The sequence below is a fragment of the Klebsiella sp. genome, from assembly GCF_027492335.1.
GTDB lineage: Bacteria > Pseudomonadota > Gammaproteobacteria > Enterobacterales > Enterobacteriaceae > Klebsiella > Klebsiella huaxiensis.
Genome location: NZ_JAPUEW010000081.1, coordinates 1 through 16,336 on the forward strand (window position 1 = coordinate 1; position 16,336 = coordinate 16,336).

The 16,336-nt window shown below is 52.5% G+C and carries 12 protein-coding genes and 1 pseudogene; 4 read left to right on the forward strand and 9 right to left on the reverse strand.

What is annotated here, in order from left to right; all coding sequences use genetic code 11:
* Window positions 1-274: 274 nt before the first annotated feature.
* From QVF11_RS24060 to QVF11_RS24080, 5 genes are all read right to left on the reverse strand, one after another.
* Entirely contained in the window at window positions 275-1,894 is a 1,620-nt protein-coding gene (locus tag QVF11_RS24060; RefSeq protein WP_287859834.1) for an ATP-binding cassette domain-containing protein, read from the reverse strand.
* Window positions 1,895-2,196: 302 nt separating this feature from the next.
* Window positions 2,197-2,349 (reverse strand): type I toxin-antitoxin system toxin HokA, encoded by a 153-nt coding sequence (gene hokA / locus QVF11_RS24065; RefSeq protein WP_110276253.1) that lies wholly within the window; start codon window positions 2,347-2,349, stop codon window positions 2,197-2,199.
* A gap of 327 nt (window positions 2,350-2,676) precedes the next feature.
* Window positions 2,677-4,746 (reverse strand): glycine--tRNA ligase subunit beta, encoded by a 2,070-nt coding sequence (gene glyS, locus QVF11_RS24070; protein WP_287859837.1) that lies wholly within the window; start codon window positions 4,744-4,746, stop codon window positions 2,677-2,679.
* Between the two features lie 9 nt (window positions 4,747-4,755).
* Window positions 4,756-5,667, reverse strand: a complete 912-nt coding sequence (gene glyQ / locus QVF11_RS24075; protein ID WP_004126458.1) for a glycine--tRNA ligase subunit alpha — start codon at window positions 5,665-5,667, stop codon at window positions 4,756-4,758.
* A 137-nt stretch (window positions 5,668-5,804) separates the two neighbouring features.
* Entirely contained in the window at window positions 5,805-6,104 is a 300-nt protein-coding gene (locus QVF11_RS24080; RefSeq protein WP_260611230.1) for a YsaB family lipoprotein, read from the reverse strand.
* Window positions 6,105-6,289: 185 nt separating this feature from the next.
* Here QVF11_RS24080 and QVF11_RS24085 point away from each other — a divergent pair, with 185 nt between their 5' ends.
* The gene (locus tag QVF11_RS24085) at window positions 6,290-7,285 is read left to right on the forward strand and encodes an acyltransferase (RefSeq protein ID WP_112215971.1); all 996 of its coding nucleotides are present in this window, start codon (window positions 6,290-6,292) and stop codon (window positions 7,283-7,285) included.
* A 2-nt stretch (window positions 7,286-7,287) separates the two neighbouring features.
* Here QVF11_RS24085 and yiaB read toward each other — a convergent pair whose 3' ends face one another.
* From yiaB to xylA, 3 genes are all read right to left on the reverse strand, one after another.
* Complete coding sequence (gene yiaB / locus QVF11_RS24090; RefSeq protein ID WP_112215970.1) at window positions 7,288-7,665, reverse strand: inner membrane protein YiaB; 378 nt, start codon at window positions 7,663-7,665, stop codon at window positions 7,288-7,290.
* Between the two features lie 168 nt (window positions 7,666-7,833).
* Window positions 7,834-9,288 (reverse strand): xylulokinase, encoded by a 1,455-nt coding sequence (xylB, locus tag QVF11_RS24095; RefSeq protein WP_287859842.1) that lies wholly within the window; start codon window positions 9,286-9,288, stop codon window positions 7,834-7,836.
* Between the two features lie 69 nt (window positions 9,289-9,357).
* Window positions 9,358-10,680, reverse strand: a complete 1,323-nt coding sequence (gene xylA, locus QVF11_RS24100; RefSeq protein ID WP_110276288.1) for a xylose isomerase — start codon at window positions 10,678-10,680, stop codon at window positions 9,358-9,360.
* Window positions 10,681-11,054: 374 nt separating this feature from the next.
* Between xylA and QVF11_RS24105 the strand changes: the two are divergent.
* Window positions 11,055-11,475: pseudogene (locus QVF11_RS24105) on the forward strand (type 1 periplasmic-binding domain-containing protein); the annotation flags it as partial.
* 324 nt (window positions 11,476-11,799) lie between these two features.
* A complete protein-coding gene (gene xylR / locus QVF11_RS24110; protein WP_287859847.1) occupies window positions 11,800-12,978 on the forward strand; it encodes a D-xylose utilization transcriptional activator XylR in 1,179 nt (392 codons plus the stop codon).
* 58 nt (window positions 12,979-13,036) lie between these two features.
* Here xylR and QVF11_RS24115 read toward each other — a convergent pair whose 3' ends face one another.
* Complete coding sequence (locus tag QVF11_RS24115; protein WP_287859850.1) at window positions 13,037-13,864, reverse strand: protein bax; 828 nt, start codon at window positions 13,862-13,864, stop codon at window positions 13,037-13,039.
* A 315-nt stretch (window positions 13,865-14,179) separates the two neighbouring features.
* Here QVF11_RS24115 and QVF11_RS24120 point away from each other — a divergent pair, with 315 nt between their 5' ends.
* Window positions 14,180-16,213 carry an alpha-amylase gene (locus QVF11_RS24120; RefSeq protein WP_287859853.1) on the forward strand — a complete coding sequence of 678 codons (2,034 nt, stop codon included), beginning with the start codon at window positions 14,180-14,182 and terminating at the stop codon, window positions 16,211-16,213.
* The last annotated feature ends 123 nt before the right edge of the window (window positions 16,214-16,336 follow it).

Genomic DNA, 16,336 nt, shown 5'->3' on the forward strand with positions numbered 1-16,336 from the left:
AATAATAACCACCATTTCTATAAGACTAATATAAATGGATTCTCAAAAAATAATTGGCTCAATCGAGAATCCATCTATACCCTAAATAATTCGAGTTGCAGGACAAGGCACTTGTGCCTTGAACAGCGCTTGCGCTGGCCCCGAAGGGGCGAGGCCATAGGCCGAGTAACGCGGCAAGGGAGTGAATCCCCAGGAGCTTACTCTAGTAAGTGACTGGGGTGAGCGAGGAAAGCCAACGCACAAGCAACTTGAAGTATGACGGGTATATCTCTATTCAATACATGCCAGCAAACCAGCCGCTTTCCCGCCACTCAAGAAAGTGGGTCAGATTCAGCGCCTGTAGAAAAGCTTCATCATGCGACACAATCAGCATCGCGCCGGGAAACTGTTCTAGCGCTTTTTCAATCGCCTGAGTGGACGCCAGGTCGAGATGATTCGTGGGTTCATCAAGTAGCAGTAGTTGCGTAGCTTTTCGCCGCCAGAGCATACAAGCCAGTGCCGCCTTCAGCCGCTCTCCTCCGCTTAAGGCCGATAATGGTAGATGGACTTTTTCCGCCCCCAGCTGTAAATGCGCCAATTGGCTGCGTAGTGCCCCTTCTTCTAATGGCGTATCGCCGAGATTCAGATGCATCATCACCGATAGCGACAAATCTAACTGGCTCAGGTGCTGATCTAAATACGCTGCGTGAACCGATAAGCGACTGACTCCTGACTGAGCAGGTTCCAGCCCCAGCAGCGTTTTAAGCAGCGTCGTCTTACCGCAACCATTGGGGCCACGCAGCGCCACCCGCATCGGCCCATCAAGCCGCCAGCTCAGCGGCAGCATATGCGCATGCGCCAACTGCAACGCTTCCAGCTCCAGCACCTGTTTTCCCGCAGCAACCTGGCTACCGGGCAAAGTAAACATCACCGGACTGTCCTCCTCTACCCGCTCACGCGCCTGTACTACCGCATCGTTGAGCACGTTATTTTGTTCACGATGCTGGCGCTTAAGGGTGCCGGGGCGCTCTTTCGCCGCCCCTTTGTAAGCCACCCGTTCGAATGAGGCGATATTTAGCGTGTCGATAGTCCGTAACGTCTGCGCAGAACGCCGCTGGCAGGCATCATGCTCTTTTTGCATACGTGCGCGGGTACGTCTTCGCTCAGTAGCGGCATATTCCAGCGCGGCACGAGCCGCCTGTTGTTCCAGCTCACGCTGCTGCTGATAATCCGCGTAGTTTCCGCCATAGCAGCGCAGAGCCGCAGGCGTCAGCTCAAGGATGCGCGGCATTCTGGCCAGCAATTCCCGGTCATGGCTGGCAATCAGTGCCCCGCCACGCCAGCGTTCAAGCTGCTGATACAGCCACTCGCGGCCCTGTCGGTCCAGATGGTTGGTGGGTTCATCAAGCAGCAAATAGTCCGCACCACTGAGAAATGCTCTGCATAACAGCGCTTTCACGCGCTCACCACCGCTCAGCGAAGAGGCCGATCGTTTAGGGGAGAATTTACCTAAACCAGCATCCATAAATCCTGCACTCAGGCGATCCGGAAGATCCCAAAAACCATCAAGATGTTCAAGATCGTCAGCACGTCCTTCACCTCGATTCAGGCGAGCCAGCGCGGTGAAAACGGATTCAAGGCCTAATAACTCAGCCAGCGTAGTATTTGGGCTCATCGCATGCTGCTGCGGCACGTAGCTAACTGAAGCAATACGCTCGATACTTCCGCCAGACGGTGAGTCAACCTCCGCCAGCAAACGCAGAAGCCTGGTTTTTCCGACGCCATTGCGCCCAACCAGGCCACAGAGGGAGCCTTCGAGCGATAAATTCAGCGGACCAAAAAGCGTATCACCTGTCGCAAACTGACAGGTGACCTGATGCAAGATAAAAGAAGGGGACTGGGCACAATGAGCCATAAGCACTCCTGAATGAAATTAATACCTCCCCTGCCCGCAAATAGCGCTAAGCAAGGAGCGAAATTCATCAGTCGTGTTTGTTCATTTGTTGCGTGCTCTCCAGTAAGACGAGGGATTCGTCGGGACATAGGATAGCCACATCGCGGCAGGGATTTCAAGCCTGTTTTATTAAACGATCGTGCAAAAAGAAAAAGGCCTCCTGATATCAGGAGGCAAAACATTTATTTGATGAAAAATGAAAGGGTGCATTGAGAATGCTTAACACCAAAAGAATGGTGGGGATAGCTCCCCACCAGACACTCTTACTGTTTAATTTCACAGGCTAAGAATGCCACCAGCTCAATATTTCCCTGCCTGAGTTGTAATTCACACAGTGAATCGCGAACCATCCAGGTAAATAATAAAACAGTGAAGCAAATCACTATTAAGCCAAACAACAGATACTTTTGCGGCATTCCTCGCCTCCAGTGTTGATTTTCAACAGGTAAGAGGCTACTCTTATGGTGTTCATGCATAGGGGGAGCCTCACTTTGATTACCATCAGGTGGGGCTTTTCTCTGTCTGTCTCCTGCAGAATACCTGAGACAAACAGTCTCAAGCACCCGCAAGCATTCTACCTTAAATATCCAACAAGACGGCGTTGATATATTCCTAAAAAATTCTCTACTGCTGAATGAAATTAATAAAAGCATTAATTATAAAATTATTAACGGTTCACTTATTTATATTTCAGACATAAAAAACCTGCCCTGAGGCAGGTTTTTTTATTATTACCGATTCGCTTACTGCAGCAGAGAAATATCCGCTACCTGCAAGAACAGATCGCGCAGCTTAGACAACAGCGTCAGGCGGTTTACGCGCACGTTCTGATCTTCAGCGTTAACCATAACGTTCTCGAAGAATTCATCTACCGGTTCACGCAGAGAGGCCAGCTCAATCAGAGCTTCCTGATAACGGCCCTCGGCGAAGTACGGTTGCAGTTTATCGCGCAGCACGACTAAATGGCCTGCCAGCTTAATTTCTGCCGCGTCTTTCAGTACGGAAGCATGAACGATATCGTTCAGCGTTACGTCTGATTTCGCCAGAATGTTGGAGACTCGCTTGTTCGCTGCCGCCAGCGCAGCAGACTCTTCGAGGGTACGGAAGTGCGAAACCGCTTTCATACGCGCATCAAAGTCTGCCGGACGGGTCGGACGGCGCGCCAGCACTGCCTGAATGGTATCGACCGTGTAACCTTCGTCCTGATACCAGGCGCGGAAACGGCCCAGCATAAAGTCGATGACGTCATCCACCACGTTCGCGTTGGTCAACTTGTCACCGTACAGACGCACCGCTTCTTCAGTCAGCGTTTGCAGATCCAGATTCAGGTTCTTCTCGACGATAATACGCAGCACGCCCAGAGCGGCACGACGCAGCGCAAACGGGTCTTTATCGCCTTTCGGATGCTGACCGATACCAAAGATACCCGCCAGGGTGTCCATCTTATCAGCAATCGCGACCGCACAGGCAACCGGGTTGGACGGCAGGTCATCACCGGCAAAGCGCGGCTGATACTGCTCGTTCAGCGCGACAGCCACATCTTCCGCTTCGCCATCGTGACGCGCGTAGTGCATACCCATCACGCCCTGAGTGTCGGTGAACTCAAAGACCATGTTGGTCATCAGGTCGCACTTGGACAACAGGCCCGCGCGGGTGGCGTGATTAACGTCAGCACCAATCTGCTCGGCAATCCAGCCCGCCAGCGCCTGAATACGGTCAGTCTTGTCGCGCAACGTACCCAGCTGCTGCTGGAATAGCACGGTTTGCAGACGCGGCAGATGGTCTTCCAGACGTTTTTTACGGTCGGTATTAAAGAAGAATTCGGCATCCGCCAGACGTGGGCGCACAACCTTCTCGTTGCCGGAAATAATCTGAATCGGATCTTTCGATTCGATATTAGCGACGAAGATAAAGTTCGGCAGCAGCTTGCCGTCGTTGGCGTAAACCGGGAAGTACTTCTGGTCACCCTTCATGGTGTGAACCAGTGCTTCAGCAGGCACGGCCAGGAACTTCTCTTCGAACTTCGCGGTCAGCACCACTGGCCATTCGACCAGAGAGGTGACTTCTTCCAGCAAGCTTTCGCTCAGGTCGGCATTACCGCCAATTTTACGCGCAGCTTCTTCAGCATCGGCTTTGATTTTCGCTTTACGCTCGGCGTAATCGGCAATCACTTTGCCGCGCTGGCGCAGGATTTCAGGATACTGGTCGGCATTGTCGATGGTGAACTCCGGCTCGCCCATAAAGCGGTGGCCGCGGATCACGCGATCGGACTGAATGCCCAGAATCGTTGCCGGAATGACGGTCTCGCCCAGCAGCAGGGTCACAGTGTGGACCGGGCGCACAAAGTGCACGTCTGACGCGCCCCAGCGCATCAGCTTCGGGATTGGCAGCTTCGCCAACGATGTGGCAATCATGTTCGGCAGCAGCGCTTCGGTGCTTTCGCCCTTCACGTGTGCGCGATACAGCAGCCATTCGCCTTTGTCGGTGGTCAAACGCTCAGCCTGATCGACGGTGATACCGCAGCCACGCGCCCAACCTTCGGCCGCTTTGCTCGCTTTGCCTTCGGCATCGAACGCCTGGGCAATCGCCGGGCCGCGTTTTTCGACTTCGCGATCTGCTTGCGCAGCCACCAGATTCGCCACTTTCAGCGCCAGACGGCGCGGGGCAGCAAACCATTCAACTTTACCGTGCGCGAGGCCAGCGTTATCCAGCTCTGCGGTCACGTTCGCAGCAAAGGATTCAGCCAGGCTGCGCAGTGCTTTTGGTGGCAGCTCTTCAGTGCCGATTTCCACCAGGAAAGTTTTTTCAGACATGGCCGCCTCTTATTTATTCTTGTTGCACATCGGGAAGCCAAGGGCTTCACGGGACGCATAGTAAGCTTCTGCAACGGCTTTGGTCAGGGTACGAATACGCAGAATGTAGCGCTGACGTTCAGTCACGGAGATGGCTTTGCGGGCGTCCAGCAGGTTAAAGCTATGGGCGGCCTTCAGAATACGCTCGTAGGCAGGCAGCGGCAGCGGGTTTTCCAGCGCCAGCAGCTGCTGGGCTTCTTTCTCGTACTGCTCGAAGCAGGAGAACAGGAAGTCAACGTCCGCGTATTCGAAGTTGTAAGTCGATTGCTCGACTTCGTTCTGATGGAACACGTCGCCGTAGGTGGTTTTACCCAGCGGGCCGTCGCTCCAGACCAGGTCGTAAACGCTGTCTACGCCCTGAATGTACATCGCCAGGCGCTCCAGACCGTAGGTGATCTCGCCGGTTACCGGTTTACACTCCAGACCGCCAACCTGCTGGAAGTAGGTGAACTGCGTGACTTCCATACCATTCAGCCACACTTCCCAACCCAGACCCCAGGCACCCAGCGTTGGGTTTTCCCAGTTGTCTTCCACAAAACGAATGTCGTGGATGGTCGGATCCATACCCAGCTCTTTCAGCGACCCAAGGTACAGCTCCTGGATGTTATCCGGGGAAGGTTTAATCACTACCTGGAACTGATAGTAGTGCTGTAAACGGTTCGGGTTTTCACCGTAGCGGCCGTCGGTCGGACGACGAGAAGGCTGCACGTAGGCAGTCGCCATCGGCTCCGGGCCCAACGCGCGTAAGCAGGTCATGGGATGAGAGGTGCCTGCGCCGACTTCCATGTCCAGTGGTTGAACAATGGTGCAGCCCTGGCGAGCCCAGTAATCCTGTAAGGTCAGGATCAGGCCCTGGAAGGTCCTGGTATCAAACTTTTGCATATGATTTCGTGCTGGATACGTGTGGATTTAAAGGAAGGAGCCAGTATACCCGCTGGCTGCGAGATATACAGTATGAAACCGGATTGTTTAGGGAAAATTGCGGAAATTAGCGCCATCACGTAGCACCTGAGCCTCATTTAGCGCATAGAAAGATGTAAAAACTGCCCGTCCGGGTCAAAAGAACAGATAAAGCGTTCATTCCGCGAAGTCATCCCCGAAAGCTCGTAGCTTCCCTGGAACTGCTCGAAGTGGCTGACATCAACCTGCCGGACGCCTGTACTGTATCGCTCGGCAGCATTATCCTTGCACAGTTGCTCCATGTTGAGGGTTACCTGCGGCGTTATCCGCGCTTTCTGCGCCTTCTGTGCTGGCTGAGGCGGCGTCTGGCTACAGCCCGCCAGCAGAAGCAACAGCAGTCCAGAAAATACATATTTCATCACCACTTTTCTCGACCGCCTTGTGGGTAAATTGTTATTGTGCAGATTGAGTAAATTAACCCAGCCATTGTGCAAATCAGTCCATGTCACGACAAGTCTATGACGATAAACTCAGATTATTCCACTGAGATACCGGCGAATAATCGAAGTCAGACCTTTTCTAAGAGGGCGTAATTGAGGCACTGATGCAGGAAAAAATTAACTGGATTACCAATTTGCGCGGTATTGCTTGCCTGATGGTGGTGATGATTCATAGCACCACCTGGTACATCACTCACCCGCATACTATCAGCCTGCTGGATTGGGACATTGCTAATTTCCTTAACTCTACATCCCGCGTCAGCGTACCGCTATTTTTCATGATTTCAGGCTATCTGTTTTTCGGTGAGCGTAGCGCCCAGCCCCGGCATTTTCTGCGCATTGGCCTGTGCATCCTCTTTTACAGCGCGCTATCTCTGCTCTATATCACCCTGTTCACCCATATCAACGTCGAACTGTCGCTAAAGAATGTGCTGCAAAAACCGGTTTTCTACCATCTGTGGTTTTTCTTCGCTATCGTCGTCATTTACCTGCTTTCACCGCTGATCCAAGTTAAACAAGTGAGCGGCAAGATGCTGCTGGCGCTGATGCTGGTAATTGGCATTATGGCGAATCCCAATATGGTAGCAGTGAAAGCGGGAGGCATAGAGTGGCTACCGGTTAATCTCTATATCAACGGTGATACGTTCTACTATGTGATATATGGCGTGCTGGGACGAGCCATCGGCATGATGGATACCGATAAAAAATGGTTGACCCCGCTTTGTGCCACGCTTTTCATCGCCGGAGTATGGGTGATATCACGCGGGACGCTGCACGAACTGCGCTGGCGCGGCGACTTTGGCGATACCTGGTATTTATACTGTGGCCCGGCGGCTTTTGTCTGCGCGATAGCCCTGCTGACGCTGGCAAAAAATACGCTCAATACGCGCCAGATACCGCTTATTGCGCCGATCGCGCGCCATTCATTAGGGATATACGGTTTTCATGCGCTGATCATCCATGCGCTGCGCGCCAGCGGGCTGGAGCTAGCCCGCTGGCCGCTATTGGATATTGCCTGGATATTCAGCGCGGCGCTACTGGGGAGTTTACTGCTATCGGTTCTGGTTCAGCGATTTGACTCTCGCCGTTTAGTGAGCTGAGTTTACTCAATGGGACCTTGCTGCGTTTCACGCGATGGTGCAGTTTTGCATGGAACTGCTGATGCGCCATAAATGCAAACAAACCATGCTACCACGTAGATTGCCTTCTCATTCCAGGCGGCAGGCACAAACATGGCTCCGACCATTAATAAACCGACTGATAGCAGAAGCACCAGGCGACATAGCGAAGCAAAACCATCGTCATTCTTGCGTTCTTCTCGCATCGTACGTTGGTGGGCCAACATGGCAAACATGCCCATGACCAGAACCCCGAGGAAGTAACCTTTACCGCTAAATAACGGACAGGTACGCCAGATACCCACCAGATAAATCAGCGCCCCAATGGCCATTAATAGCCTTGGAATAATATTATTTTTCATAGGGACTCCACGGCAAAAAACAGTCCCCAGTATGTACTGATGAAACGTGATTATCGGTACTTTTCGCATCCGAAACGACAAATTCGGAATATATAAATACACATAACGAATGAATAAATCAGGACATATTCAAAGAATGGATTCGCCCCATCAACTGGGGCGAATTTATCAGGACATCAACGGTAAAAGCTGCTGATAAATCTGCCGGAAGGTTTCCCGACGAGGGGCATAACGGGCAAAACGTTCGGCATCCGGACGATGAGCCTGTTCCAACGGGAGTTGCGGGAGTAGATCAGAGAATGCGACATTTTTATGCAGCGCCAGCTGAGCCAGTCTCGCCGCGCCGAGCGCCGGTCCGACATCGCCACCAGTGCGGAAATCAAGCTGCTGACCGCTAATATCCGCCAGCATTTGACGCCAGTACGCGCTGCGCGCGCCGCCGCCAATCAGCGTCACGCTCTCTGGCTTAACGCCGCAGGCGTGAACCACATCCATACCATCCGCCAGAGCGTAACCGACGCCCTCCAATACCGCTCGAGCCAGTTCGGCCGGGCCGTGCTGATGAGTCAGGCCGAAAAAGACGCCTTTCGCCTGCGGATTGTTATGCGGCGTACGTTCTCCGGATAAGTAGGGCAAAAACCAGACCGGATCGACATCGTCGTTAGCCGATTCCGCCGCTGTAATCAGCGCAGGAACCGTACCGAGACCGGTTAATTTCGCCGCCCAATCGAGGCAAGACGCCGCGCTCAGCATCACCGACATCAGATGCCAGCGTCCGGGTAGCGCGTGACAGAAACTGTGAACGGCGCTTTCCGGTTTGCTAAGAAAACCGTCGCTGACGGCAAAATAGACGCCCGATGTTCCCAGCGACAGCATCGCCTGACCGGCATCCGCCATGCCCACGCCAACGGCCCCCGCCGCGTTATCGCCACCACCGGCCACCACCAGCGCTTCCGGCATATTCCAGGATTGGGCGATAGCCGGGCGAAGCGCGCCGGTAACTTCACAACCTTCGAACAGAGCAGGCATGCTGTCGCGGCTCAGCCCGCAAGCCGTGAGCATTTCATCACTCCAGTCGCGTCGTGCCACGTCCATCCACATCGTACCAGCAGCATCAGACATATCGCTGGCAAACTCACCGGTCATACGTAAACGTAAATAATCTTTTGGCAGTAAAACTTTATCAACCTGGCGGAAGACTTCAGATTCGTGGCGCTGAACCCACAACAGCTTCGGTGCGGTAAATCCAGGCATCATCAGATTGCCGGTTATCTCCCGCGAACGGCTGACTTTCTCTTCCAGCAGCGCGCACTCTTCGCCACAGCGTCCGTCATTCCATAAAATCGCCGGGCGCAGAACGCGCTGTTGTTTATCCAGCAGCGTTGCACCGTGCATCTGCCCGGCAATGCCTAAGGCTTTGACCTCGCGCAGAGAGTGTTGCGCGCCCAGCGCTTTCATTGCGCAGTCCGTTGCCTGCCACCAGTGTTCAGGATCTTGTTCAGACCATAGAGGGTGCGGACGCGATACGTCGAGCTTTTCGGTATGTGAAGCCACGACCTCGCCCTGCTCGTTGAGCAAAATGGCCTTAACACCCGAGGTGCCCAGATCAATCCCGATATACATACAGTCTCTCCTTACTGGCGCGAATAAGCATCTGCTATAGCCAATGCCCGGGCTAGCCGGGCATCATCATTAATTATCAAACAGATAGCGATTAACAACGTTTTCCAGCAGCTCCTGATGGCCGCTTTGATGCTGCGGAGCCAGGTTATGTTGAGTCGCATACTGAGCGATTTCAGTCAGATTCATCTGCCCTTTCAGGATTTGCTGGCCCAGTTCACCGTTCCAACCGGCATAACGTTTGGCAACGCGTTTATCCAGGTCACCGCCTTCAATCATACGTGCTGCCACTTTTAAGGCCAGCGCCATAGTGTCCATCGCGCCAATGTGGCCGTAGAACAGATCGTATTTGTCTGTGCTTTGACGACGGACTTTGGCATCAAAGTTCAGCCCACCGGTGGTGAAGCCGCCCGCTTTAAGGATTTCGTACATCACCAGCGCGTTTTCTTCAACGCTATTCGGGAACTGGTCGGTATCCCAACCCAGCTGCGGGTCACCACGGTTAGCATCAACGGAGCCAAACAGGCCAAGAGCGATGGCGGTAGCAATTTCGTGATGGAAAGTGTGGCCAGCGAGAGTTGCGTGGTTCGCTTCGATGTTCAGCTTAATCTCTTTTTCCAGACCGAACTGCTTGAGGAAACCGTACACGGTAGACGCGTCGTAATCGTACTGATGCTTTGTCGGCTCCTGCGGTTTTGGCTCGATCAACAGCGTGCCCTGGAAGCCAATTTTGTGTTTGTGCTCAACGACCAGCTGCATAAAGCGGCCAATCTGCTCGCGTTCCTGGCGCAGGTCGGTATTCAGTAAGGTTTCATAACCTTCACGACCGCCCCACAGAACGTAGTTTTCGCCGCCCAGTTTATGGGTCGCATCCATCGCAGTAACCACCTGAGTCGCCGCCCAACTGAATACTTCCGGATCCGGATTCGTTGCCGCACCTGCGCCGTAACGTGGGTTAGTAAAGCAGTTCGCCGTGCCCCACAGCAGCTTGACACCGCTCTGCTGCTGTTTTTCTGCCAGCACATCAACCATCTGCGCGAAGTTATTGGCATATTCTTTCAGGGACGCGCCTTCCGGAGAGACGTCGATATCGTGGAAGCAGTAATAAGGCACGTTCAGCTTGTGGAAAAATTCAAAAGCAACATCGGCTTTACGCTTCGCCATTTCCAGTGCTTCGCCCGGCTGCTGCCAGGGACGATTAAAGGAACCCACACCGAACATGTCAGCACCATTCCAGCAGAAGGTGTGCCAGTAGCAGGCCGCAAAGCGCAGGTGATCTTCCATGCGTTTGCCCAGCACCAGCTCATCCGGATTGTAATGACGGAAAGCCAATGGGTTAGCGGATTTCGGGCCTTCATAACGAACGCGATCAAGTTGATCGAAATAGGTCTGCATAATGAACTCCATATTCAGGGGTGCGGCGAGTAATAAGTCATAATCCAATATAGAATTCTCCTTTTACTTTCCTCAATTACGTTATTTCACACCGCAATTGAGAGAATTCACAAACGTGCGCCAGGTCGCAAAAATAATACGTAAAACACCTAATTTCGCTGCTTACATGATGAGAGATCAATGAAATACGATGATAATTGATTATTAAAGTACGATCGCGGTCATAAATTCACAAATAAACAAAATTTCATAACCGTAAAATAAGCATAGATAATTGCTATCGCCCGTTTCCGAGTTAAAAATCTTCTATGTATCAGGTCGTTTATTTTCATCGCACTTCTTATCCTTCACTTTAAAAAAAAGGTGTTATTATTATGAAGATAAAAAACCTTTGCCTCACGTTCTGCGCCTCATGCCTCCTGACCAGCCTGCCGGGTATCGAGAAGGACGTTAAAATAGGTATGGCTATTGATGCCCTGCGACTCGAACGATGGAAAAAAGATAACGATATTTTTGTTAATAAAGCTGAATCACCAGGTGTAAATATATTTATCCAGTCAGCTAATGGAAATGAAGAAACGCAAATATCACAAACTGAAAACAGAAAAAATCGCCGCATCGACATTCTGGTTATTATTCCATATAACGATAACAATATTAAATGGGCATAATGAGAAGGAATGACAGTTTACGCTAACGACCATCTGAACGATAACGCTGGAGCTAATTTTTATATTTCATCTAACTAACGAGAAATTCGATGAAGTGCAGGCTCAAAACAGAGTCGATACAGTCATCAGATAACGATTGATTGTCGGGCTGGCCAGCGTGCTATGGTACCTAAAGACAGCATGCCGATGGCAGCCCTCACCGGACTGATTCTCAACTCACTTCTGGAACGTAGGTTCCTCTTCAGTCGGGAAGATTGCTGAACTTAAGGCATCATTTTACTGCTGGCGGTGCGGATGGATTCAGCAACTAAACGTCGAAGCTGATGGTATTGAAAACAAATATGCTCGAATTATTTGCGCTACCGCCAAACTTAGGCACAAGTAGCTTGAAATAATTCGGGCATTGGTCGGTATTGTACGGCCAGCGAAAGAGACCAGGAACAACACTATGTTTGAAAAGCGTCACCGTATTACGCTGTTATTCAACGCCAACAAAGCCTACGACCGCCAGGTTGTTGAAGGCGTTGGCGAATATTTACAGGCATCGCAATTGGAATGGGACATCTTCATTGAAGAAGATTTCCGGGCGCGAATTGAAAACATTAAGGAGTGGTTAGGCGACGGCGTTATTGCCGATTACGACGACCCGGAAATTGAAAATCTGCTGATCGACGTTGACGTCCCTATCGTCGGCGTCGGCGGCTCTTTTCATCGCCCGGAATGCTATCCGCCGGTTCACTATATCGCCACCGACAACGCTGCGCTGGTTGAAAGCGCCTTCCTTCATCTGAAGGAAAAAGGCATCAATCGCTTCGCTTTTTACGGCCTGCCCACAACCAGTTGCAAAGGCTGGGCAGCCGAGCGTGAACATGCGTTTTGCCAGCTTGTCGCCAGGGAGAAATATCGCGGCGTGGTGTATCAGGGCCTCGAAACGGCCCCGGAGAACTGGCAGCATGCGCAAAATCGCCTCGCTGACTGGCTGCAAACCCTACCGCCGCAAACCGGTATTATCGCCGTCACCGATGCGCGCGCGCGCCACGTATTACAGGCCTGCGAACGGCTACATATCCCGGTGCCGGAAAAGCTGTGCGTTATCGGCATTGATAACGAAGAGCTTACACGCTACCTGTCGCGCGTGGCGCTATCGTCCGTGGCCCAGGGGACCCGTCAAATGGGCTACCAGGCAGCAAAGCTGCTGCATCGTCTGCTGGAAAATGAAGACCTACCGCTTCAGCGTCAGCTTATCCCTCCGATGCGCGTGGTAGAACGCCGTTCCACCGACTACCGCTCGCTAACCGACCCATCAGTGATTCAGGCGATGCACTATATCCGCAATAACGCCTGCAAAGGGATTAAGGTCGAACAGGTACTGGACGCCGTCGGCATCTCGCGCTCCAACCTTGAAAAGCGCTTCAAAGAGGAAGTGGGTGAGACGATTCACACGGTGATCCACAGCGAGAAGCTAGAAAAAGCGCGCAGTCTGCTAGTGTCGACGACGCTGTCGATTAACGAAATATCTCAGATGTGCGGCTATCCGTCGCTGCAATATTTCTACTCAGTATTTAAGAAAGAGTACGACGTGACGCCGAAGGAGTACCGCGACCGGCACAGTGAAGTGATGATGTAGAAGGCAAAGAAAAATGCCCGGGCTTGCGCACCGGGCATTAGACGACATGTATGAGCAATTACATGTGTGCGGCAATTAACCGCTGGTTATCCTGATACATCGCGAAGAGATAGTTGTTATAGCTCGACCCTTTGGTCGAATAGCCCTTCAGCTTGTGAATCATCGTGCTGGCGGTCAGTTCCTGATCGGCCTTGCGCATCTGCGCACGCGATTTACGGAACGATGAATAAGCCGGATGCGTATTCAGGTTTCTTACGTAAGCCTGAACGGACTCTTCCACAGAATCAAACTGTGAGTAGCCTTTCACCGCGCCGCGACAGTTTCCACCGCCACACTTCATACCAAACAGATTGTTGTTCACCCGCGCCAGTTTCGAGGTTCCCCAGCCGCTTTCCGCCGCCGCCATAGTAGCCACCATGCTGTTCGGGATAATGTCGACGCGCTCAAGCAGCGAATTCCATGGAATATGGCGAGTATTGCCAGACCATTTCACTTTATAGCGTGAGGCAATCTCTTTCAGGCGCGCACGCTCGCTCGGCGACCAGCGTGCATCGTACTGCTTAGTTACAAGCCAGTTACGATCGGCGGTAATCACCTGATTCTGTTTCGTAATATAAGGCATTACCGTCCGGAGAAACGCTTTTTTCCTTGGTGTCCCGGAAGGGTATTTTCGCAAATCAGGAAGTGAACTGCTCTTTACACTATTGCGAGAATACTCTTGTTTACTGCTTACCTTGCTTACTTTAACCGTACTTTTCTTCTTAACTTCTGAGGCTTTATGACTCGTTGTTGCTGTGTGTGTTGTTGCCAGCACACTACCTGAAAATAAACAGGTAAGTAACATGAGTATCGCAGCCCCATATCGTCGCATGGGAGTCGATATCATTAGGTCTCCTGGTCGGATGCAATCATTCCAACGCCTTGTTTTTCACAAAAAATCGATAGTTGAATCGCGAATAGTATCAAAAATACCCAGATGACGCACCCACAGAAATAGTCCAATTCCTAAAAGCTGTCATCTAAAATCGGTTTCCGCACCATCACAAAGAGGTGAAAATGCGAGTGTCATCTCATTTTTTGTCCATTTTTTGAGCGCGATCACTCACCCTTATCCATCCTCCCTGGAAAAGCACAGACGGGATGAGTTCATTAGATAAGCAGACGCGCAAACTGAACAAAACACCGCACACAGGACTCCGGAATGAAACTCGCTGCGCTTGCGTCGCTGCTGTTGCCTGGGATGGCCTTCGCCGCCTGGACCACCGCAGATTTCCCCGCCTTTACCGAAGAAGGCACCGGCAGATTTATCAGTCAAAACGAGGTAGCAAAGGGTACGCGCCCTCTGCGAATTAATTTTGACCAACAGTGCTGGCAGCCCGCTGGCATCATCAAACTCAACCAGATGCTTTCCATGGAGCCCTGCCGTGACCCGGCTGCGCAGTGGCGCATATTCCGCGATGGTCGCTATACCCTGGAAGTCGATACCCGCTCGGGTACGCCAACCCTGATGGTTTCCCTGGAGGAGAAACAGACTGCCGCCGCCACTGCGCCGCAGCTGAAGCAGTGTCCGAAATGGGATGGCAAACCGTTGACCATCGACGTCAGCAAATCCTTCGCCGAAGGCAGTAAAGTTCGCGACTTCTACAGCGGCAATATCGCCACCGTCAGCAGCGGCAAAATCACCCTACAGCCGGCGTTTAACAGCAATGGTCTGCTGTTGCTTGAACGTGCGGAGACTCAAGCTGCCGCACCATTTAACTGGCACAACGCCACCGTCTATTTCGTCCTCACCGACCGCTTTGTCAACGGCAATCCGGCCAACGACAATAGCTATGGCCGCCACAAAGACGGTATGCAAGAAATCGGTACCTTCCACGGCGGCGACCTGCAAGGCTTGACCAGTAAACTTGATTATCTCCAGCAGCTCGGCGTCAACGCGCTGTGGATCAGCTCACCGCTGGAGCAAATCCACGGCTGGGTTGGCGGCGGCACTAAGGGCGATTTCCCGCATTACGCCTATCACGGTTATTACACCCAGGACTGGACGAAGCTCGATGCCAATATGGGGACAGAAGACGATCTGCGCCGCCTGGTTGATGAGGCCCACAAGCGTGGGATCCGCATCCTGTTCGACGTGGTGATGAACCATACTGGCTATGCCACTCTGGCCGATATGCAGGAGTTCCAGTTTGGCTCGCTGTACATCCAGGGTGACGAACTGAAAAAAACTTTAGGCGAGCGCTGGACCGACTGGAAACCTCGAGCAGGCCAGAGCTGGCACAGCTTTAACGACTACATCAACTTCAGCGATAAAGCCGGATGGGAGAAATGGTGGGGTAAAAAATGGATCCGCACCGATATCGGCGACTACGACAACCCCGGGTTTGACGATCTCACCATGTCGCTGGCTTTCCTGCCGGACCTGAAAACCGAATCCACGGAGCCTTCCGGCCTGCCAAACTTCTATCGCCATAAACCAGATACCGCAGCCAAAGAGATCCCTGGCTACACGCCACGCGATTATCTGACCCACTGGCTGAGCCAATGGGTGCGTGATTACGGTATTGATGGTTTCCGCGTCGATACCGCCAAACACGTTGAACAAGCCGCCTGGCAGCAGTTAAAAACTCAGGCCACGCAAGCGCTGGCAGAATGGAAAAAGGCCAACCCGGAAAAAGCGCTGGATAACGCGCCATTCTGGATGACCGGCGAGGCGTGGGGCCACGGCGTAATGCAGAGCGATTACTATCGCCACGGTTTTGACGCGATGCTGAACTTCGATTATCAGGATCAGGCGTCGAAAGCGGCAAGCTGTATGTCCACTATGGATCTGACCTGGCAACAAATGGCAGAGAAACTTCAAGGCTTCAACGTTTTAAGCTATCTCTCCTCGCACGATACCAGTCTGTTCCGTGAAGGCGGCAGTACGGCGGCAGAGCTGCTGCTGCTCGCGCCAGGAGCCGTGCAAATATTCTACGGTGATGAATCCTCACGGCCGTTTGGTCCAACCGGGTCAGACCCATTGCAAGGCACGCGTTCGGATATGAACTGGCAGGATGTCAGCGGTAAAGCCGCACGCAGCGTCACCCACTGGGAGAAACTGGGCCAGTTCCGCGCCCGCCATCCGGCGATTGGCATGGGCAAACAAACCACGCTATCGATGCCAAAAGGCTACGCTTTTATCCGCGAGAGCGGCGACGACAAGGTGATGGTGGTGTGGGCGGGCCAGCAGTAATCACATAACAGCACGCTCCCCTGATTATCAGGGGAGCGTTTTCAGGATAAATATCCAAAAAAGACTTCTCTGGCAGCACAAAACAGAAATATCCTTCCAGTCCCTCGATTTGCACCCTGTCTG

What these genes read in the sequence shown, in the direction of transcription:
- QVF11_RS24080 (WP_260611230.1), bottom strand. Translation starts at nt 6,104, where the DNA reads ATGAAATATGTATTTTCTGGACTGCTGTTGCTTCTGCTGGCGGGCTGT.
- QVF11_RS24120 (WP_287859853.1), top strand. Translation starts at nt 14,180, where the DNA reads ATGAAACTCGCTGCGCTTGCGTCGCTGCTGTTGCCTGGGATGGCCTTC.
- QVF11_RS24085 (WP_112215971.1), top strand. Translation starts at nt 6,290, where the DNA reads ATGCAGGAAAAAATTAACTGGATTACCAATTTGCGCGGTATTGCTTGC.
- xylB (WP_287859842.1), bottom strand. Translation starts at nt 9,288, where the DNA reads ATGTATATCGGGATTGATCTGGGCACCTCGGGTGTTAAGGCCATTTTG.
- xylR (WP_287859847.1), top strand. Translation starts at nt 11,800, where the DNA reads ATGTTTGAAAAGCGTCACCGTATTACGCTGTTATTCAACGCCAACAAA.
- yiaB (WP_112215970.1), bottom strand. Translation starts at nt 7,665, where the DNA reads ATGAAAAATAATATTATTCCAAGGCTATTAATGGCCATTGGGGCGCTG.
- hokA (WP_110276253.1), bottom strand. Translation starts at nt 2,349, where the DNA reads ATGCCGCAAAAGTATCTGTTGTTTGGCTTAATAGTGATTTGCTTCACT.
- xylA (WP_110276288.1), bottom strand. Translation starts at nt 10,680, where the DNA reads ATGCAGACCTATTTCGATCAACTTGATCGCGTTCGTTATGAAGGCCCG.
- glyQ (WP_004126458.1), bottom strand. Translation starts at nt 5,667, where the DNA reads ATGCAAAAGTTTGATACCAGGACCTTCCAGGGCCTGATCCTGACCTTA.
- QVF11_RS24060 (WP_287859834.1), bottom strand. Translation starts at nt 1,894, where the DNA reads ATGGCTCATTGTGCCCAGTCCCCTTCTTTTATCTTGCATCAGGTCACC.
- glyS (WP_287859837.1), bottom strand. Translation starts at nt 4,746, where the DNA reads ATGTCTGAAAAAACTTTCCTGGTGGAAATCGGCACTGAAGAGCTGCCA.
- QVF11_RS24115 (WP_287859850.1), bottom strand. Translation starts at nt 13,864, where the DNA reads ATGATATCGACTCCCATGCGACGATATGGGGCTGCGATACTCATGTTA.